Source organism: Flavobacterium sp. P21, assembly GCF_050632225.1.
Taxonomy (GTDB): Bacteria; Bacteroidota; Bacteroidia; order Flavobacteriales; family Flavobacteriaceae; genus Flavobacterium.
Genome location: NZ_CP192585.1, coordinates 2,381,022 through 2,401,223 on the forward strand (window position 1 = coordinate 2,381,022; position 20,202 = coordinate 2,401,223).

14 protein-coding genes and 6 pseudogenes are annotated in these 20,202 nt (G+C 32.3%); 7 read left to right on the forward strand and 13 right to left on the reverse strand.

Annotated elements, in window-relative coordinates; all coding sequences use genetic code 11:
* Positions 1-14: 14 nt before the first annotated feature.
* Positions 15-671 (reverse strand): annotated as a pseudogene (locus ACQ9BO_RS11760) (AAA family ATPase); the annotation flags it as partial.
* A 6-nt stretch (positions 672-677) separates the two neighbouring features.
* On the opposite strand from ACQ9BO_RS11760, the gene ACQ9BO_RS11765 reads away from it, so the two are divergent.
* The gene (locus ACQ9BO_RS11765; protein WP_431244847.1) at positions 678-2,441 is read left to right on the forward strand and encodes a type VI secretion system baseplate subunit TssF; all 1,764 of its coding nucleotides are present in this window, start codon (positions 678-680) and stop codon (positions 2,439-2,441) included.
* Positions 2,442-2,478: 37 nt separating this feature from the next.
* On the opposite strand, the gene ACQ9BO_RS11770 is transcribed toward ACQ9BO_RS11765, so the two are convergent.
* From ACQ9BO_RS11770 to murQ, 7 genes and pseudogenes are all read right to left on the reverse strand, one after another.
* Complete coding sequence (locus ACQ9BO_RS11770; RefSeq protein ID WP_431244848.1) at positions 2,479-3,108, reverse strand: 3'-5' exonuclease; 630 nt, start codon at positions 3,106-3,108, stop codon at positions 2,479-2,481.
* 2 nt (positions 3,109-3,110) lie between these two features.
* Positions 3,111-5,033 (reverse strand): annotated as a pseudogene (locus ACQ9BO_RS11775) (DUF294 nucleotidyltransferase-like domain-containing protein).
* A gap of 145 nt (positions 5,034-5,178) precedes the next feature.
* A pseudogene (locus ACQ9BO_RS11780) lies at positions 5,179-5,548 on the reverse strand (DNA topoisomerase IV).
* A gap of 280 nt (positions 5,549-5,828) precedes the next feature.
* A complete protein-coding gene (locus ACQ9BO_RS11785) occupies positions 5,829-6,404 on the reverse strand; it encodes a DUF1572 family protein (protein ID WP_431244849.1) in 576 nt (191 codons plus the stop codon).
* 2 nt (positions 6,405-6,406) lie between these two features.
* Complete coding sequence (locus tag ACQ9BO_RS11790; protein ID WP_431244850.1) at positions 6,407-6,979, reverse strand: pentapeptide repeat-containing protein; 573 nt, start codon at positions 6,977-6,979, stop codon at positions 6,407-6,409.
* A gap of 72 nt (positions 6,980-7,051) precedes the next feature.
* On the reverse strand, positions 7,052-7,273 hold the full coding sequence (locus tag ACQ9BO_RS11795) for a DUF6095 family protein (protein WP_431244851.1): 222 nt from the start codon (positions 7,271-7,273) through the stop codon (positions 7,052-7,054).
* Positions 7,274-7,330: 57 nt separating this feature from the next.
* Positions 7,331-8,144: pseudogene (gene murQ / locus ACQ9BO_RS11800) on the reverse strand (N-acetylmuramic acid 6-phosphate etherase).
* A gap of 166 nt (positions 8,145-8,310) precedes the next feature.
* Between murQ and ACQ9BO_RS11805 the strand changes: the two are divergent.
* From ACQ9BO_RS11805 to ACQ9BO_RS11815, 3 genes are all read left to right on the forward strand, one after another.
* Positions 8,311-9,456, forward strand: coding sequence for a helix-turn-helix domain-containing protein (locus ACQ9BO_RS11805; RefSeq protein WP_431244852.1), 1,146 nt, complete (start codon positions 8,311-8,313; stop codon positions 9,454-9,456).
* Between the two features lie 889 nt (positions 9,457-10,345).
* Positions 10,346-10,660, forward strand: a complete 315-nt coding sequence (locus ACQ9BO_RS11810) for a helix-turn-helix domain-containing protein (protein ID WP_431244853.1) — start codon at positions 10,346-10,348, stop codon at positions 10,658-10,660.
* Between the two features lie 152 nt (positions 10,661-10,812).
* Positions 10,813-13,194: a TonB-dependent receptor domain-containing protein gene (locus tag ACQ9BO_RS11815; RefSeq protein WP_431244854.1), complete on the forward strand. Its 2,382-nt coding sequence runs from the start codon at positions 10,813-10,815 to the stop codon at positions 13,192-13,194.
* A 73-nt stretch (positions 13,195-13,267) separates the two neighbouring features.
* Here the strand turns inward: ACQ9BO_RS11815 and ACQ9BO_RS11820 are convergent, their stop codons facing one another.
* Complete coding sequence (locus ACQ9BO_RS11820) at positions 13,268-13,936, reverse strand: ZIP family metal transporter (protein ID WP_431244855.1); 669 nt, start codon at positions 13,934-13,936, stop codon at positions 13,268-13,270.
* A gap of 95 nt (positions 13,937-14,031) precedes the next feature.
* Positions 14,032-14,796 (reverse strand): class I SAM-dependent methyltransferase, encoded by a 765-nt coding sequence (locus tag ACQ9BO_RS11825; RefSeq protein WP_431244856.1) that lies wholly within the window; start codon positions 14,794-14,796, stop codon positions 14,032-14,034.
* Positions 14,797-14,907: 111 nt separating this feature from the next.
* Between ACQ9BO_RS11825 and ACQ9BO_RS11830 the strand changes: the two are divergent.
* From ACQ9BO_RS11830 to ACQ9BO_RS11840, 3 genes and pseudogenes are all read left to right on the forward strand, one after another.
* Positions 14,908-16,072, forward strand: a pseudogene (locus tag ACQ9BO_RS11830) (THUMP domain-containing class I SAM-dependent RNA methyltransferase).
* 177 nt (positions 16,073-16,249) lie between these two features.
* The gene (locus ACQ9BO_RS11835) at positions 16,250-16,486 is read left to right on the forward strand and encodes a hypothetical protein (RefSeq protein ID WP_431244857.1); all 237 of its coding nucleotides are present in this window, start codon (positions 16,250-16,252) and stop codon (positions 16,484-16,486) included.
* A 17-nt stretch (positions 16,487-16,503) separates the two neighbouring features.
* On the forward strand, positions 16,504-17,196 hold the full coding sequence (locus ACQ9BO_RS11840) for an aspartate/glutamate racemase family protein (protein WP_431244858.1): 693 nt from the start codon (positions 16,504-16,506) through the stop codon (positions 17,194-17,196).
* 74 nt (positions 17,197-17,270) lie between these two features.
* Here ACQ9BO_RS11840 and ACQ9BO_RS11845 read toward each other — a convergent pair whose 3' ends face one another.
* The 3 genes and pseudogenes from ACQ9BO_RS11845 to rlmD form a co-directional block, all read right to left on the reverse strand.
* Positions 17,271-18,089, reverse strand: coding sequence for a DUF6048 family protein (locus tag ACQ9BO_RS11845; protein ID WP_431244859.1), 819 nt, complete (start codon positions 18,087-18,089; stop codon positions 17,271-17,273).
* Positions 18,061-18,621, reverse strand: coding sequence for a DUF6452 family protein (locus ACQ9BO_RS11850; protein WP_431244860.1), 561 nt, complete (start codon positions 18,619-18,621; stop codon positions 18,061-18,063). Before ACQ9BO_RS11850 ends, ACQ9BO_RS11845 begins: the two co-directional genes overlap by 29 nt.
* 10 nt (positions 18,622-18,631) lie before the next feature.
* Positions 18,632-20,041: pseudogene (gene rlmD, locus ACQ9BO_RS11855) on the reverse strand (23S rRNA (uracil(1939)-C(5))-methyltransferase RlmD).
* Between the last annotated feature and the right edge of the window lie 161 nt (positions 20,042-20,202).

A 20,202-nucleotide genomic window follows, 5' to 3' on the forward strand; every position in this document is an offset into this window, starting at 1 on the left:
TTTTATGCTTAAAACTAATCAAGTGAAGAAAGAATTTCTTCTTTAATCCATTTTACCTCATTATTTTCAATAAGAACAGAAATTGTATCTCCATCTTTTACTTCTCCAGATATTATTTTCTTAGCCAAAGGTCTTCTCAAATGACTTCTAATAATGCTTTTTATTGGTCTGGCCCCATACTTAGCATTGTATCCATTTTCAGCAAGATAAAGTTTTGCTTCCATCGGAAGATGAACTGTAATATTGATATTTTTCAGTAAATCCATGAATTCTTTTTTAAGATGAATCTCAAATATTTTTAAGGAATTCTCTTTACTAATAGGGGCAAAAGGAATAATTTCAGTCAATCGGCCTAAAAATTCAGGTCTGAAATAATTTGTCATTATTTCCATTAACGAAGTTGAACTTGGTGTTTCACCATTATTAAAAGTATTCACAATATGATCTGCACCAATATTTGAAGTAAAAAGAATAATAGCATTTGAGAAATCACCTTCTTTTCCTAAGCGATCGTGCAGTTTTCCTTCGTCCATTATTTGAAGAAAAACATCAAAAACCGAAGGATGCGCTTTTTCAATTTCGTCAAATAAAACAATAGAGTATGGTTTTTGTCTGATTTTGTTTACTAATAAACCTCCTTCTTCATAACCCACGTAGCCTGGAGGAGCACCATTGAAATGGAAACATCCTTCGATCCAGTAGTATCGATGATGTTAAACGCATTATCATATGAATTAGAAAAAGTAGCTCACGAACTCGAAGATTCTAAAACTCGTGTAGTCGAAAGGGTTTTAGAAATTATGTTTCCCGAAGTTACATCTGGAGCAAAACCTGCAAGAGCGATTATGCATGTATTGCCAATAGAAAATAATATCAAAGTTTCTCTGCAAAATCAAATGACAGTAAGCAGAAGGATTCATAATATTTACAATCCGCTGGCACCAATTACAAAAGATATTGCATTTGCTCCAACTCTCGAAGTAAAGCTGTCAGCCTGCGAAATTAAATATATTGCTTACGAAAGAAATCTATATCAAATCTCTAATCTTTTTTATAAAGATATTGTTCGAGATTATAATCATACTCTGCCATCTGGAGAGATTGTTTTAGGAATTGAATTAAGTGACGAGCTATCAGAGCCGGAAGATTTAATGTTGTACATCGATATTAAAAATACCCATCAGAAAGAAATGTTTCATTATTATTTAAAACAAATAAAATGCTTTCTTGACGATAAGGAAATAGAAGTAAGAGAAGGTTATAATGTTGCTCTGAACAATCTTGATATTGACGGGATTATCAATAATAATTATTCTAATCTTAGTGGTATAATGCAGGAAGTGAATGAGTTTTATTTTGATAATTTTTATACTTTAAAAGGAACTTTAAAATACAAAAACATAAAAGAATATAATGCTGAATACAAGCCTTTTGTAGAAACATCGAATAAAAACGAAAAACCAGTAATTTGGGTAAAAATGGTATTTCCAGAATCGTTAGTTCCTCAAATTATAGATAACGTTTCCTTTACAGTAAACTGTATTCCGGTAATTAATAAAAAGAAACATAATCTAACCAAGACGTTAGATACTTTTTTGTCCTATATAGCTTTAGACACAAAGAATGATATTTTTCTTGATATAGACACCGTTGTAGATGGATTGAATAGGCATTACGAAATAAAAGAGTTTAAAGAAGGCATTTTAGAAGAAGGAAATGCAGTACTAAGGGCAGGAGGCGTTTCGAGATTTGATTCTAGAACTGCTTCTGAATTATTGCAAAATGTTTTAGATTTATTAAAAGATGAAACTTCATCTTTTGCAGGATTAGGAAAAGACTTTATGAATAGTTCGTTAATTCAAATCAACCAGTTGCTGGCGTCTGTAGAGCAACAAGCCAAAGAAAGTAATTTTTCTAAAAATAATGATCCTTATTTAATGGTTAAACCTAAAGCTGATGAATCAATAGGAAAATCATTTAAGATTAGTTATTGGTCTACATGTGCAGAAGAAGCAAATGATATTAAGGCAGGAACTGTTCTGGAGTGTAAAGATGATTTGTTTTTTGTAAGTCAGTCAACAACTCTTATGACTAATACAGTTGGAGGCTTAAATAAACAAACTAACAAAGATCGAATACTGGCTTATAGAAATGCCTTGCTGACACGCGGAAGAATTGTGACTTTTGCTGATATCAAAGCTTTTGGATTTAATCATTTTAAAAGTTCAATTCAAGATATCAGAATCGAAAAAGGAACACGAAAAGAAATCTCCGTAAAAGCAGGTTTTAGCCGAACGGTTGATATTTTTATCAAGACAAAACTTGAAGAAAAACAATATTTATCAGATTCTGAGTGGAGTTATTTATGTGATAGTTTTATGAAAAACCTTAAAAATAAATCTTCAAATGTTTATCCATATCGCTTATTTATAGATAAGTAAGAAACAGAAAAAGACTTGATAGCAAATCAAGTCTTTTCTATTTAAAAAGAGAATTCAAATTGATTTCTTTTTTCTCTTTCAACTTCTTCACAATTTTAAGAAATGCGATAGCAGTAATGTAAGCATCGCCCAAAGCAGTATGACGGTCTTTTTTAGAAATATCAAATTTATCAGCTAAATCGTCTAATGTGTAATGATCTTTTCGCTCAAATAAATGCGACTGAATCAAAGTCTTTTTGTATAAATAAGCTGTATCTAAAGTTTTGTTTGTCAATTGCGGAAGTCCATTTCGTTCTAAAGCCCTCTTGATCATGGTAACATCAAAAATGGTATGGTGCGCAATGATTATAGAATTTCCTAAAAAGTGCAAAAAATGTTGTAAAGCCTCTAGCTCAGTTGGACGTTTAACAAGCAAATCTTTTAAAATGCCATGAATTTGGGCAGTCGATTTGTCGTAATGATCTTGTTCGACATAAACTTCAAAACTGTCCTGAAGAGAAATTACACCATTTTGTAAAACAAGAGCGCCGATGCACAAAATACGATCATTATCGTAATCAAATCCTGTAGTTTCGGTATCTAAAACCACAAAACGAGTTTCTTCGATAGTAATATTTTCATCGAATAGAATGTTTTCTTCCTTCTTCCAAAAATTGAATAAACTCATTATTATACCAGATTTGAGATATTAAAACGAACCGAAATTAATTCCTGAAGCTCTTTTATAGTTTTAAAAGTGCGTTTCAGTTTGATTTTTTCCATTTTGGTTAAAGATTCCAATTCGATAAACTGACCAGAATCATGATGCAGTAATCCCTGTTTGGTTCTGAATTTCAATAAAGCTTTAAACGAATACGAACATGACAAATACAATTCTCTATTTGTAGGTTCAAGTTCGGCCAGTTTTTCAAAACGTTCAGCGGTATTGCTGATTCCTTTTACCGAATGAGATAAGATTAAAAGACGTGCTCGCATCTGTCAAAGGCATTAAAGCTCTTCGCTTAATATCAAAATTGTCTTTATTTGCACCATCTTGTTCAACCAGAAATTGCCTGAAAAAGCCTGTTGGAGAAGGGCTTTGCAAAGCTCCACTCACTAAATGCATATAAAAAATCGGATTCGCTTTTACATCTTCAAAAATAGAATCGGATAACTGATTTACGATTTCAGAATCACCATAAGTTTTGCTGTAATCAAAGAAAATAAACGAGAGCAAAACTTCATTTTTTCCAGGATTTGTAATCCAATGATGCACTTGAGCTTTCCATTCATCTAAACTCATACACCATTTTGGGCTAGAAGCCATCATGTCGGCAGGACAGTAATCGTAACCAATATCGAAAAGGCCTTTATTTACAAGACGAGCAAATTTTAAGAAATAAATTTTGGTTTCATCTCTAAAAACCTCATTTACATTTTCATAAACAATCGCGTTATCTTGATCAGTATGAAGCATTTGTTCACCGCGTCCTTGACTTCCAAGTGCCAACCATGCAAATTTTACTGGAGACGGACTGCTCATTTTTTCCAAACAAATTTCAATTACTCTATTTGTACAAGCTTCGTTAAGTTCAGTAATTATTTTGGTTATCAAAGTCATTGGAATGTTTTGATCTAAATAACCTTGAAGTAATTGCATGATTCGGTTTCGAATAGGCTTTATTTCTTTGATTTTTTTGGTTCGCTTTAAAGCTTTTATCAAGACAGCTGGATTATTTCCGAGTGCCACCATAACATCATGTTTTGATAAAATCCCGACAGCTTTAGTATTTACAGTTCCGTCTTTGGTTAAGCATAGATGACTGATATTGCTTTTCATCATTGCCATTTGGGCTTCCGTAACCGTCATTTTTTTCGGATATGTAATAACAGGTTTTGTCATTATCGTTTCGGCGGTTGTCGTTATCGGAAAATCGCCTGTAACGATTTTATTTCTAAGATCTTTATCTGTCAAAATGCCAATTGGCAACATTTCATCTACAATTAAAATGGCACCAACTTTCTTTTTATTCATAATTTTTGCAACATCTTTAACCGTGGTTGACGGACTGCAGGTCACAATTTTTTTAGAATATTTTATGGGTGCTAAGTCGAAAGAATGATTGCTGGAATGAAGATTTTCATTCAGTTGATCATCATCACCGTATAATTTATCTTTATGAATGTCAGAATATGGATTTCGGGTATTCGACGCATAACTTTCGATCAAGAAATTACCAACATTTCTATTTTCCAACGCATAAGGCTTAAAAACCGCAATCGGAATGGCGTATAAAATACTTTCCTCATGAGCGACTGCTTCCATAATATAGTTTTCTTGCGCCAGAAGCGGGCGAAGCCCAAAAATATCGCCTTCATCGCACATGTCTAAAACGGTGTTTTTAGTACTTTTTTCAAAGCCACAGCGCCTTTATGAACCACATAAAAGGAATCGTGCGTTTTGTCATTTTCAGCAAAAATGACCGAATCTTTTTCTTTATAAATAATAGAAATTTGTTCCGATAGTTTTTCCAGATCCTTCTGATGCAAAAAATTAAACGGCGGATAATTCTTTAAAAAGTCGGCAACTCTTTGCGAAATGGTATTTTTCATGTGGCTAGATTAAAGCCCTAAAATACTATTTAAAATAGAAATGTAAAAGAAACACATTATAATAATTTGCCTCAAAGGCACAAAGTCACAAAGAAATAAATCCTTGGTGTCTTTGTGCCTTTGTGACAGAAAAAAGCTTAATTATTTAATCGACTTTATAAACTTTTCCACGTCGCTTTTCTTCAGAACCAACCAGACCAAATTCAAAAGTATAAGAATCTTTTTCGGTTGTTAGAATTTTCATGCTTATTGCTTTTTCTTCAGCCATGTTTTTTGGATGTTTTTTTGCAGAACATATTCGCAGTCACTTACCCAGCGAATGGTTGCGGTATCTGTCTTTCCTTCAAAAGTTTCGATTTCAATACTGTCTTTTCGTTCAAAGAAGGTTGTTTTTTTACTCCGTTGACTTCGGTTTCAAATTTGAACTTTCCGGTTTTGAAGTCTTTGCAATTGTGTTCGGCATTATAACAAGATACTAAAGCCAGAAAAGGAAATAAGAATATAATTTTTTTCATTTTGAATTGAGTTGTTTTTTAGGAGCTAATCCTGCTGTCCGCTGTATCTTTTGTGCCGAACCCCGGCACAAAAGGATGCCACTTCCATCAGGGCTAGGGCTTCAGTTTTCAAAAGTGCTTTTTTAATTAAAGAATAAAAAGAAAATTACAAGAGTTATAAAAGCTATAAAAAGTAAATTTCGTTTTTTGTTTTTGGAACTCTGTTCTTCGGTTAAATTTGTTTTGCAGAATTTAATTAAGATCCACCAACATGTCCCGCCAAAATTTGCATAATATTCAATCATTTTAATCTTTTTAGTTCATCATCGGTAAAGTTCTTGATTTCTTTTTCTTTGGCAAACTTTTCAGCGTTATAATTTCCTGATTTGTTTTTCGGAATCGACAAGCTGTTCCATTCGCTGTTTTTCAATTGTTTAGCATAAAAAACAATTTGTCCAACATGATAAGGATAATGTGCCAGTTGACGATTTATGGCTTCAATAACCGTGTGGCCTTCATTTCTGATGTAAATGATATCCGAAAGTTGATCAGGTTTTAAACTTTCCAGAGCATTTTCAAGACAATTCCAGCCTTTGTTCCAAACTTCAAGCACTTCTTCTTTAGATTGTAAATCATTTTCAAATTCTGAATCACGGTTTCTCCAATCTTTTTCGCCATCAGAAGTCAAAAAATCGGTCCAGCGCGAAAGCATATTTCCAGAAATATGTTTTACAATTGTAGCTATGCTATTGGTATCGTCATTAAAAGAAACAAAAAGCTGTGCTGGCTCTAGCTGATCGATTGCTTTTTCGCCAAGCATCTTATAATATAAAAATTGCTTTTTAACACTTTCCAAATAAGATTGATCGGCACTCATAATTAAACGATTTTGATGTCATATTTATCTAAAAGTCCAGCAATTCCCTCATTAGAAAATTGCGCTTTTTTCATTGGATTAAATTCAGGATCAATTTTATAATTGTAAGCAGTTCTAAAATTAACTCCCGCTAATTGTGTTTCGTTGAAAATAGCTCCGTCAAGATCACAATTGTCAAATAGAGAACTCGTTAAATTAGTTCCAATAAAAGTAACTTCGCGTACGGAACAATTAATGAATTTTGTTTTTGGCATTTTTTTGTTCGAAAACAAAGCGTAATCCAAAACACTTTCTTCAAAATGAACTTGAAATAAAAAATCATCACATTCATTAAAAGCAATTCCTAAAAGTTTGCAGTTTCTGAAAGTGACATTTTTTAAGCTTGTTCCTGCTAAACTTGTCATAGAGAGATTGCAGTCGATAAATTCGCAATCTAAAAATGTATTGTAGGCAAAATTGCTGTTAGAAAAGTCACAGTTTTTAAAAACACAATCTTCAAACTCTCGATTGTTTATTTTTTTGTCGATGTAAACAACTTTTTCGAATGTTTTCTGAATGTGAATTAGACTTTCCATGAATTTTTTGGATAAAAGTTATAGTTTAAACCCGACAGGTTTTAATCTCTGTCGGGTTTAATATTTCATTTGTTAATCATTAAATATGCCTTTCATAATCGTTTTCAATCCATAAAAAATCAAAAACATAGAACTCAAGCAAGCCACAATTCCCACTCCTAAAACCAGATAATGCCAGTTGGTATGCTGATTCTGAAAAGCATTGTAAATCAAAGTAGGCCCTATAAACATTAGAGGAAGTGCACCTGTTAAATACTTGATTCCTTTTCCGAGTAATTGTTTGTTTGTTGCCATGGCCTTTGTTTCAAGTTTAAGGTTTCAGGTTGTTAAATTATCTGAAACAAACCCTTTTTATTTATTGTAATTGTCAACAGCATTTCTTACAGCCGCCATATTTTTTTAATAATTCTGATGCTTCGTCATACGAAACAGGAATTTCTTCCATAATCATTTTAACGCCTCGATCAACCAATTTTACATTGCTCAACTGCATATCGACCATTTTGTTTCCACGTACTTTTCCTAGCTGAATCATCGCGACAGTCGAAATCATATTTAAGACCAATTTTTGAGCAGTCCCAGCTTTCATTCTAGAACTTCCAGTTATAAATTCTGGACCGACAACTACTTCAATAGGAAATTGTGCTGTTAATGCCAACGGACTTCCTGCATTACAAGTTATACATCCTGTAACAATATTATTTTGATTACAAGTTTCTAAACCACTGATAACATATGGTGTTGTTCCAGATGCCGCAATACCAATTACAACATCATTTGAATCGATTTTATATTTTTGAAGATCAATCCAAGCATTTGTTGTACTGTCTTCAGCATTTTCAACTGCACGTCTTATGGCTGTATCGCCACCAGCAATAATTCCGTTTACTAAATCAAAAGGAACACCAAATGTCGGAGGACATTCTGAAGCATCAACAACACCAAGTCGGCCTGAAGTTCCAGCTCCAATATAAAACAATCTGCCACCAAGTTTCAATTTTTCAACTATTTGCGGAATCAAAGCTTCAATTTGTGGCAAAGCTTTTTCTACTGCATAAGGGACAGTTTTATCTTCTTGATTAATATTCGACAACAATTCATGAACAGACATTTTCTCTAAATGTTCGTATTTTGAGGCTTGTTCAGTAGTTTTTGTAAATGTCATTTTATCGTTATTTAGACTGGCCAAAATTAATATTTTTTCTCTGAATCCCGAAATTTAGATTACAAACTCACAAAGATTTGAAGTTTTGTTGACGATGTTGCGAATCCTTTCTTACATCTGCAAAAAATGAACTAAAATATTATATTTGTTAAATAAAAAAATAAGAATGGATAAATTAGTTTTTTTGGATAGCGTTGCCCGTATTGCTGTCTTTGTTTCGTTATTACTAGCTATTTTTTTGTTGACGGTAAAAACGGAAAATAAATTAGCTAATAGACTATTTGCTTGTTTTATTATTTTTTCAGCCATTGATTTCAGTGGACTTTTGACATATTCGTTTCCTTTGAAATATGTTAATATAGAGTTTTTCAGAAGTACGATCTGTTTGCTGGAAATGCCTTTGATTTATTTATATGTCTTAGCAGTTTGTTATTCTGATTTTCGATTAAAATGGAAGCATTTAGTATATACGCTTCCTTTTGTAGTGATGAATTTTGTTTTAATGCCGAGGATTTATTTGAAATCTGGAGCTGAAAAGCAATATGTTTTAAATCATTTCAATGAAATGTTTGAGATTTATTTTTTTCAGATTTTAATCGAAGTTCAGTATTGGTTTTATATTGTCGGTATGTTTTTAGTTTTAAGAAAATACAAAAGAATTTATCTTGAAAACTATACCAATCCAAGCACTTCTACCTATAAATGGCTTTTTCAGATGACCTGTGTTTTTGTAGTTATGCATTCTATTACGGCGACAAAAAACTTAATGCGTTACACAACTTCTAGAGATAATTTTCTTTGGGGGAATGTTCTTATGGTAGTGATGGCGTTATGTGTGATCTGCTGGTTTGTTATGAAAGCGTTAAATCATCCGGAACTTTTTAGAGGCATTAATTCCAAATTGACTTTGACTAAAGACTTTCTTCCAAAAGAAAATAATAATATATCCGAAACAGTAGCTGATAAAGATGAAGCTATTCTTTCTCAAATTTCGGCATTAAAAAAATATATGACAGAGAAAGAACCTTTTCTAGATCCGTCACTTACAATTCAGGAATTAGCGAATCAAATTGATATTCCGGTTCGAGATTTATCAATTCTGATTAATCATCATATGAATCAGCATTTTTTTGATTTTGTGAATGAATATCGTATTCAAAAAGCGATGAATATTTTGAAAAATCCTTCGAAAAAAGAGTTAACTGTTTTAGAAATTTTATACGAAGTTGGTTTTAACTCTAAATCTTCTTTTAATACTTCTTTTAAAAAACACACGAATTTAACGCCGACAGCTTATAGAAATGCTTCATAATAAAAGAAACGTGCTAAAAAACTAAAATAGTATATTTGTTTAATAACAGAAAAAATAATGAATATAGCCAGTCTTTTAAGTGTTTTGAGCGGAATGTCAGTTTTTGTTTCCTTATTGCTGGCCTTTTTTCTATTCACAGTAAAAACCGAAAATAAATTAGCAAATCGTCTGTTTGCGTGCTATTTGATATTTTTTGCAATTGATAATATCGGAATTTTTATTAATGAAGATTTTATCAGACGTCATTTTAATTTTGAATTTTTCAGATGGAGTATTTGCGCTTTGATTATTCCTACTTTTTATTTGTATATTATATCAGTTTGTTTTACTGATTTTCGGTTGAAATCCAAGCATTTGTTTCATGCTATTCCATTTTTAATTACAAATGCAGTTTATCTACTCAGATTATACTTTTTAAATAATACAGAAAAAATACAATTCTATGATCATCGAGATCAAATGCCTGAATTGTACGGTTTCCAGCTCATGTTGGGTGTTCAAATTGTGGTTTATAGCATTGCTGTGTTTTTGGTTTTAAAAAATATAAAGCACTTTATCAGGAAAATTATGCCAATCCTAAAACTTCTATTTTTAAGTGGTTATTTCAAATAGCAACGGTACTTTTTGTTTTGTATTATTTGTCAATCGCCAAAAATGCTTTACGATTTATTGACCTTGAAGTATTATGGATTTGGGCCAATGTAATAATGCAGGTTTTTGTTTTAACAATAACCTGTTGGTTTGTTTTAAAAGCACTGAATCATCCTGAACTTTTTAGAGGAATTGATTCAAAATTGCAATTAGCAAGGGATATTATTCACACACATAATGAAAACAGTGCCGAAAAAAAGAGAATCAAAACGAGGAAATTACGACTCAAATTGCTTTGTTGAAACAATACATGACCGAAAAAGAACCTTTTCTTGATCCGTCGCTTACGATTCAGGAACTTTCTAATCAGATTAATATTCCGGTACGGGATTTGTCAATTTTGATTAATCATCATATTGATCAACATTTTTTTGATTTTGTGAATGAATATCGCATTCAAAAAGCCATGAGTATTTTAAAAAATCCTTTAAAAAATGATTTGACCGTTCTGGAAATTTTATACGAAGTGGGTTTTAACTCAAAATCATCATTTAATACGTATTTTAAAAAGTACACTAATTTAACACCAACGGCGTACCGAAACGCTTCATAATAAGAGCTTTGTAAAAAGTCGTACTTTAAGTGCAATAAAGTCGAACCAATTTCTTAAACAGAAAATGGTTCGACTTTTTTTGTCGGTCGCATAGGAAGATTTTCTAAGGCAACTTTGCTTCAAATTAATCGAACAAGTTAAAATTAGAAACCATGAAAAAATTACATGTCCTTATCTTTTTAGTATTGCCTTTATTTTGTTTAGCACAATCATTTCAATTAAAAGGGAAAATTTCCAGCGAAAAATCACCATTAGAATGGGCAGATATTTCAATTTCAAATTCAGAAGGAAAAATAATTGATGGCACAACAAGCAAACAAGACGGCAGTTTTGAAATCAATCTAAAGAAAGGAAATTATAAAATAGCAGTAAGTCTTTTGGGATTTACTGATTTCGAAAAAGAAGTTTCAGTAGAAAAAGATACAGATTTGGGAATTATTATGATGAAAGAAAGCGAAACCCAATTGGTAGAAGTTGTTGTTCAATCAAAAAAGAAAACAATCGAACAGAAAACAGATCGTTTGGTCTATAATCTTGAAAATAATGTTACCAATGTTGGCGGAGATGCTTTGAGCGCCATTAATACGGCTCCTGGCGTTGTAGTGCAAAATAATACAATCAATATACTAGGAAAAGGAACTTCAAGAGTTATGATTGATGGAAGAATTATTGAATTAACGGGTGAAGAATTGAACAATTTTTTAAAATCAATTTCGGCAAGCGACATCAAAAATATTGAAATTATCAGCAATCCACCTGCAAAATATGAAGCTGACGGAACAGGCGGACTAATAAATATTGTGATGAAAAAAGGAGCTCGTGATTCTTGGAAAAACACAACTACGGCTTCTTACGATCAAAACAAATATGGAGTTTTTACTTTAAGAGATAATTTCTTTTACAATAAAAATAAATTTCGTTTCTCAGCAAGTATCAATGGTAAAACAGGTTATAAAAATGTAGATGAAGTTTCAGATGCTTATTTTGAAGACGGACTTTCGAATCTGAATGCAAGTACAAAATTGAAAAACGAAAGTCTATCAGGAAAATTAGCTTTTGACTATGATTTTTCAGAAAAAACATCAGCTGGTTTTCAAATTTTGAATGATAGAACAAATCCTGATTTTCAATCTGATATTGTAGTCAATAAGTACAATACAGAAAATCAATTGCAACATTACATCGTCAACAATAGTTTCGCAGACAGAGAATCCAGAAATCAAACATATAATGCGCATTTGATTACAAAACTAGATCCATTGAACAGAAAATTATCTTTTGATGTAGATTACTTTAATTACAATTCAAAATTTGATCGTGAGTTTATTGCAAATAATTATTTAGCTGATGGAACTTTTGTTGATGTGAACCAAGCTGGAAGAAATATTTCGAATCAGGATATTGATAATGTGAGTTTTAAAGCAGATATGGAACATCCTCTGGAAACATTGAATTTGTCTTATGGAGCCAAAGTAAGTTTTACAAACAGCATAAGCGATGTACTTTATTATGATTCAATTACAGGAACTCCAGTACTGGATCCAAGTCAATCGAATCGCTTTAAATACACTGAAAACAATCAGGCGACTTATATAAACGGAGACAAGAAAATAAATGAAAAGTGGAATCTTCAATTGGGATTGCGACTAGAGAACACACAAACTAACGGATTCTCTGAAACTCTGAATCAAGAAACGGTAAATAATTATTTCAAGCTTTTCCCGACTGTTTTTGCTTCATATAAAAAGAATGAAAATAATAGTTTCAGTTTGAATTATGGAAAAAGAATCAACAGACCTCGTTTTGATTTGCTGAATCCATTCCGTATTTACATCAGCAGTAATAGTTATTCAGAAGGGAATCCGTTTTTAAAGCCTTCTTTTAGTGATAATTTTGAGTTTGCTCATTCGTACAAAGAAATTTTAAGAACAAGTGTTTCCTTAAACATAATTACAGATGGTTATGGCGTTTTATTTACTTCGAATCCAGAAACAAACACTCAGATCATAACTCGTGATAATTATTTTAAAAGTGTGAATTATAGTATTGGAGAGAATTATTCGGCAAGTTTTGCGAAATGGTGGCAAAGTGAAAATTCGGTATATTTTTTAGGTGCAAAAACGGAATTTATTAAGGATATCAATGCAACACCATCGAACAGTTTGCAAGTTGATTTTTCAACAAACAATACTTTTGTGTTAGGAAAAAATACAAAATTGCAAATTGATTTTTCATATACGACACCTTATAAAAGCGGGTTATATGAAATAGGATATGCTTCTAGTTTTGATATCGGATTTAAACAAGATTTATTTGATAAAACCATGCAAATAGCGTTTTTGGCAAATGATATTTTTAATACTTCATATTTAAAAGATTTTACTTCGGTGGTAAATGGTGTAAAACAGGTTTATAGTAATAATGAAGGCAATAGATTTGTTCGTTTGTCTGTAGTTTACAATTTTGGAAATAAAAAGATAAATGTGAAGGAACGTAATTTCGGAAATCAGGACGAGAGAAAGAGAGCTAATTAAATGAGATAATGAGATAATGTGTCAATGGGATAATTTTCTAATTGACACATTATCTCATTGACACATTAAGTTATTATAAAAAGAATGCTAATAAAATTCCTAGAACGATCATCGAAACCTTGGCAACATTAAATTTATGTCCTTCACTGCTTTCGAAAATAATCGTCGATGAAATATGGAATAAAATACCAATTACAATTGCGGTTATTTCGGTATAATAGTCATTTAAAATTGATAAATATTCTGAAGCGATTGTTCCAAGAGGCGTCATGATCGCAAAAGTCAGCATGAAGGCAAAAATGGCTTTTTTATTTAAATCGGCATTGATGAAAAATGTCGTTAAAATTACGGCAATCGGCAAATGATGAATGGCAATTCCGACAGCCAAACCGTGATGATGGCTAACAGGAAAACCTTCTAAAAAAGCATGAATACACAAACTGATGAATAAAAGCCATGGAATTTGAGACATCTTCGCATGCCCGTGAACATGCCCGTGTTCAGCACCTTTGGAGAAAAATTCAAGCACAATCTGAAATAAAATCCCGACCATTATGAAAATTCCAATATTGTGGTTGTGCGATTCGTAAACTTCCGGCAAAAGATGCATTACAGTCAATGACAATAAAAAAGAACCGCTAAAAGCCAGCAATAATTTTAAATTGGTTTTGTTATTTGGTTTAATAAACAAAGCCACGCTATATCCTAAAAGTACAGAAATTAAAGGTAGTAAATAGTTCATCTTTTTGTTTAATCGTTTTTTTGTTTAATTGTTTAATCGGTCTTTTGTCAATTTGCTTAAGCGATTAAACAAATTAACGGTTAAACGATTAAACGCTATTTAAAAATCATGATTAATCTTTCGCTTTCGGTTTTGTGGAATTTTTTGAGTTTGTAATCTCCAAAAATATCTAAAAGATAAATTCCAGCTTCGTCCATTAAATCTTGAAAATCTTTTAAAGTCAGCGCTTTTACTTTTTCGGTAAAATGAAATTTTCGACCTTGATCTTCAAAATCAATTTCTTTGAAAATATGACCGTCTTCAACATATCTTTTAATATGAAAATCAATTCCATCAACAGTTTTGACTTCTTCAGGAACAAGAGTTTCAATAACTTGAGTCACATTCATAAAATCGATTACCGCAAAACCATATTCAGATAAACTTTCTTTGATGGCTTTTAAGGTTGTCAGGTTGTCATCATCGCTTTCGAAATAGCCAAAACTTGTAAAAAGATTAAATATGGCATCAAATTTTTCTTCAAACGGCTCACGCATGTCATGCACTTTGAAATGAAGATTTTCGTTGCTGTTTTTACTTGCTTCGGCAATACTGTTTTCAGATAAATCAGCGCCCAAAACATTATAACCTAATTGATTCAAGTAAATAGAATGTCTTCCTTTTCCACATGCCAAATCCAATACTTTTGCCTTTTCTGGCAAGTTTAGGTAATGCGTTAAGTTGTCCATGAAAATCTGAGCTTCTCTATAGTTTCTATCTTTGTAAAGGATATGATAATACGGAGTATCAAACCATGATGTAAACCAGTTTTCAGTGTTACGATCTTGATTAGGTGTTGATGAGTTAGGTGCTTCAGACATTTATTCTATTTCAATTAATTCAAAGTCCGGCAAATTTAGTGTATTTTTGCCGAAAAATAACTATTTCGCTATCATAGGTAATGGTGATTGGCTTTTTTTAATTGAAAAAAAATGGAAGAAAATTTTAAAATGATAGCCAAATGTTTTTTTGGTTTTGAAGAAATATTAGAGAATGAATTGCGCGTACTTGGTGCTCAAGATGTTGAGAAAGGTGTGCGAATGGTAAGTTTTAAAGGAGATAAAGGTTTTATGTACAAAGCCAATTTATCCCTTAGAACTGCGCTTAAGGTATTGAAGCCAATTTATTCTTTTAGAGCAAATAACGATCAAGCTTTGTATAAAGGAATTTCAAGTATGAACTGGGCAAAATATCTAAATGCCAATCAGACTTTTGTGATTGATACTACAGTGCATTCGACTTACTTCAACCACTCTGAATTTGTTTCTCAAAAATGTAAAGATGCAATTGTTGACCAGTTTCGAGAAAGAACAGGTCAGCGTCCAAGCATTGACAAACAACATCCAGATTTGCGAATTAACATTCATATTGACAAAGATCAGGTTTCGGTTTCTTTAGATACTTCTGGAGCTTCACTGCATCAGCGTGGCTATAGAACGGCTACTAATATTGCGCCTATTAATGAGGTTTTAGGTTGCTGGAATTCTTTTATTGTCTGGTTGGGACGGACAAAGTCATTTTCTAGATCCAATGTGTGGTTCAGGAACTTTTTTGGCCGAGGCGGCAATGATTGCCTGCAATATTCCAGCAAATATCAACAGAAAAGAATTTGCTTTTGAAAAATGGAAAGACTGGGATAATGACTTATTTGACAAGATTGTCGATAGTTTGATGAAAAAAACTAGAGAGTTTCATTATACAATCAAAGGTTTTGATAAAGCGCCGAGTGCAGTTAGTAAAGCTAAGGACAATATCAGAAATGCAAATCTTGAGGATTATGTGACCATTCGCGAAGACAACTTTTTTGACACCGAAAAAGAAGTAGAAGGCAAGTTGCATATTGTTTTCAATCCGCCTTATGATGAGCGTTTGGATATTCATATGGAAAGATTCTACGCTAGTATTGGCGATACTTTGAAGAAAAATTATCCAGGAACAAACGCTTGGTTTATTACGGCAAATTTAGAAGCTTTAAAATTTGTTGGATTAAAACCTTCAAGAAAAATCAAACTTTTCAACGCAAGCCTTGAAGCGCGTTTGGTTAAATACGAAATGTACGAAGGAAGCAAAAGAACGAAATTTCAGGTTTCTGAATAGTTACAAAGTGACAAAGGTTCAAAGTAGCAAAGAAAAAAACTTTGCCTCTTTGTCACTTTGTAGCTTTGAACCTAAAAAAATAAGTCAAGTAAATAATATAAAGTTGTAAAGCTTCAAAATTGCAGAGAAAAGAACTTTGCACCTTTGTCACTTTGCACCTTTGAACCTATAAAAAAAATGACAAAACTACAAGTAAGAGCTTTTTTATATCAATTGGGGACATTTGCAATTTTATTTATCGCAGGAAGATATGTAATTGCGATGTATACTGGATTAACTGGAATCTGGATTCCAATGACTTCTTTTATTGTTGCGACTATTATTGGACCAAAATTCCAAGCGGTAAGAACAAAAGATGGCGAAAAGCTTTTTATGAAATGGATATTTATAAAAGGAATTAAAGAAATCGGATAACTTTTTAAAACAGCATTATGAGGAAAATTGGTCTTATTGGAGGAATCAGCTGGGTTTCAACCGGAGATTATTATAAACTTATTAACGAAGGAATAAACGAAAAATTGGGAGGTTTAAACTTCTCAGAATGTTTGGTTTATTCTTTTAATTATGCTGATATTAAAAGAAATAACGACAACAACGATTGGGATTCGACTTTTGAAATGCTTTTTAAAGGATGCGAATTTTTAAAATCGGGCGGGGCGGAAGCGATTATTTTATGCGCCAATACCATGCATTTGATTGCTGACAGACTTGAAGAAGCTATTGATCTTCCGCTAATTCATATTGCGACAGCGACGGCGATTGAAATTCAAAAGCAAAATATTAAAAAAGTAGCTTTATTAGGAACCAAGTTTACAATGGAACTTGATTTCTTTAAAGAAAAGCTGACAGCTAAAGGCATCGAAACAATAATTCCAGAAAAACAGGAAGATAAAGATTTTATTCATTACACTATTTTCGAAGAACTAGGTCGAGGATTGGTAACTGACGAAACTAAAAAACGCTATTTGGAAATTGCCAATGATTTGATTTCGAAGGGAGCTGAAGGAATTATTTTAGGATGTACTGAAATTCCTTTAGTAATAAAACCAGAAGATGTTTCGGTTGCTGTTTTTGATACTGCTTTGATTCATTCAAAAGCGGCGGTTAATTTTCAGTTGTCTTAATACAATTTAGAATAAAATAAAAAACCACGAATTCAGTATTTCGAATTCGTGGTTTTTTATTTTATACTAAAAAGTTATTTTTTAGGAGCTGTTTTAGCTGGCACCGGAATAACAGTTTTTTTCTTGTAAATAGGAATGAAGTACGAAACTGTATAATTGAAACCAATTCCGAAACTTCCATCATAAGTCCTGTTAAATCCTGGAATATATAAATTGTCAAAACCATCTGGTTTTGTATTTGCAACCAACATTTTCAGCTGAACACCAAAGCCAACAAAGATATTGTTGAATACTTTTGCTTTTAGGCCCATTGCAACTTCAATCCAGCCTGCTGTAAGTCCGCTGTATTTTTGATGCTCAGTAATTGGAGGCATTTCACCCCAATATGGATTAGGATTGTAAATTTTATAGCTATTCAGTTCTTGACTAAAAGTACTGAATCCGCCTCGTAAACCTATTGTAATTAAGTTTTCCATATCAAGCCAGTTTTGATACAAATTGTAGTCAAAACCACCTTTTATGTAAGTTCCGGTTGCAGTCGAATTTAATCGGTCGTCATCAGTAGTTTTGTCCTCAAAACCAAGTTCAGCGACCAAATAATATTTTTTTGTTAATCGCCAGTCACCAACAAATTCAACTCCTTTATAATCTTTGTCGTATAAACCACGAGTCAATTTGTACAAATCAACTCCAACACGAAGTCCGTAACGATCAGTTTTTATGCTGTCGGCTTTTTTTACTTCCTGTAATGCAGGTTTTGCGACCGTTTCGGTTTTAGGTTTTTCTGTAACAATTTCTTTGGTTACTGTAGTTGTTGGTGTTTCTTGAGCATAACCCAAAAACATTGAAAACAATAAGCAAAAACTAGAAATATATTTTAATGTGTACTTCATTTTCTAATTCTATGTTATAATCATTTACATAAATTTGGGTCATCCAATAACCTTTTGAATCTACATCCTCTTTTATAAAGGGAGCCGAAATTGGCGGTCCATCAGAAAGAGGATTAAGCTTGAAAATCGTTTTAAATCCGCAAGCTCTAGAAACATAAAGATTTTGGCGCGAGTAATAAAATGTTACTTTATCTGTATTAACAGTCGCCGCATTTTCATTGCCAGAATCTAAAATGAAAGTGTAAGTTGTAGAATCTGCATCTGTCTTTAATGGAATTGATATTTTGCTTGCGTTTGTAAGCTGTTTTGCTTCATCAGTTGAAGCATTTTCATTAAAAATAATTCCTTGACTCATGCCTTCTCCAACTACTTTTAAATTCGTAACGGGTTTAAGCACTGACTGATTATTAGAATCGTAAAATTCAATAACCAATCTAGGAGTAGTAGGTGTATTTGGATCGCAAATATCATCTTTCTCACAGCTTGATAAGCCAAAAGTAAAAAGTAGTAAAACTGAAACTATTTTTTTCATTTATAATTTATTAGCGAAGTTCTAAAAGTACAACATTTTCGACATGATGCGTTTGCGGAAACATATCCACTGGACGTACTCTGACAACTTTGTATTTCTCGTCCATTAAAGCTAAATCACGTGCCTGTGTAGCCGAATTACAGCTTACATAAACTACTTTTTTGGAGCAATTTTCAAGATTTGATCAATCACTAATGCATGCATTCCGTCTCTCGGCGGATCTGTAATAATTACATCAGGTTTGCCATGTTGCGCAATAAAAGCTTCATTGAAAACAACTTTCATGTCTCCTACAAAAAACTCGCAATTGGTAATGTTATTGCGTTCAGCATTTGCTTTTGCATCTAAAATGGCTTCAGGAACACTTTCTACACCAATTACTTTTTTCGCTTTTTTCGAAACAAACTGAGCAATAGTCCCAGTTCCAGTATATAAATCATACACGGTTTCGTTTCCTGTCAATCCAGCAAAATCGCGTGTAATTTTGTATAATTCGTATGCTTGATCTGAATTTGTTTGATAGAAAGATTTTGCGTTGATGCTAAATTTCAAGCCTTCCATTTCTTCCAAGATATAATCTCTTCCTTTATAAAGCTTGATATCTTGATCGTAAATGGTATCATTTTGTTTTGCATTCACCACATACTGCAACGATGTAATCTGTGGGAATTTTTCATATAAATGATCCAAAACCAATTCACGATTTGCTTTGTCATCTTCAAAAAACTGAATCAAAACCATGATTTCGCCAGTTGAAGCAGTACGAATCATTAAAGTTCTCAATAATCCAGCATGTTCTCTCGGATTAAAAAAGCTAAATTATGCTCATTTGCAAAAGCTCTAATTTCGTTTCTGATCGCATTTGAAGGATCTTCTTGCAAGTGGCATTTTTGGATATCTAGAATTTTATCCCACATTTTTGGAATATGGAATCCTAGTGCATTTCTGTTTCCTAGATCTTCAGTGCTTCCAATTTCTTTTTCAGTTAACCAACGGCTGTTTGAAAACGAAAATTCCATTTTGTTTCTGTAGAAAAACTGTTTTTCTGAACCTAAAATATCTTCAAATTCAGGAAGCTCAACTTTTCCAATTCGTTGTAAATGATTTTTGACTTCATTTTGTTTGTAATACAACTGTTGGCTGTATTTCATATTTTGCCATTTGCACCCACCGCAAACTCCAAAATGATCACAGATAGGATCAATACGGTGTTTTGATAATTCATGAAATTTTACGGCTTTTCCTTCGTAGTATGCTTTTCTTTTTTGAATGTCTGTACATCAACAACATCACCAGGCACAACATTCGGAATAAAGATTACTTTCCCGTCTGGAGCTTTTGCAACCGATACTCCTTTTGCACCTGCGTCTAATACTTCAATTTGATGAAAGACAACTTTGTCTGTATTTTTTCTTCCCATAGCGCAAAAATAAGGGTTTGTAAACTTTTATAAATTTAATTTTCAAAATATTTTATCAAATTGTGTAATTTAACACATAAATTAAGTTTAAAGGTTAACTTTGTTTTTTGGTAATTTCCCCGACTGCCGCATTTTTAACCTATAGTATTGTTGTTTTATTA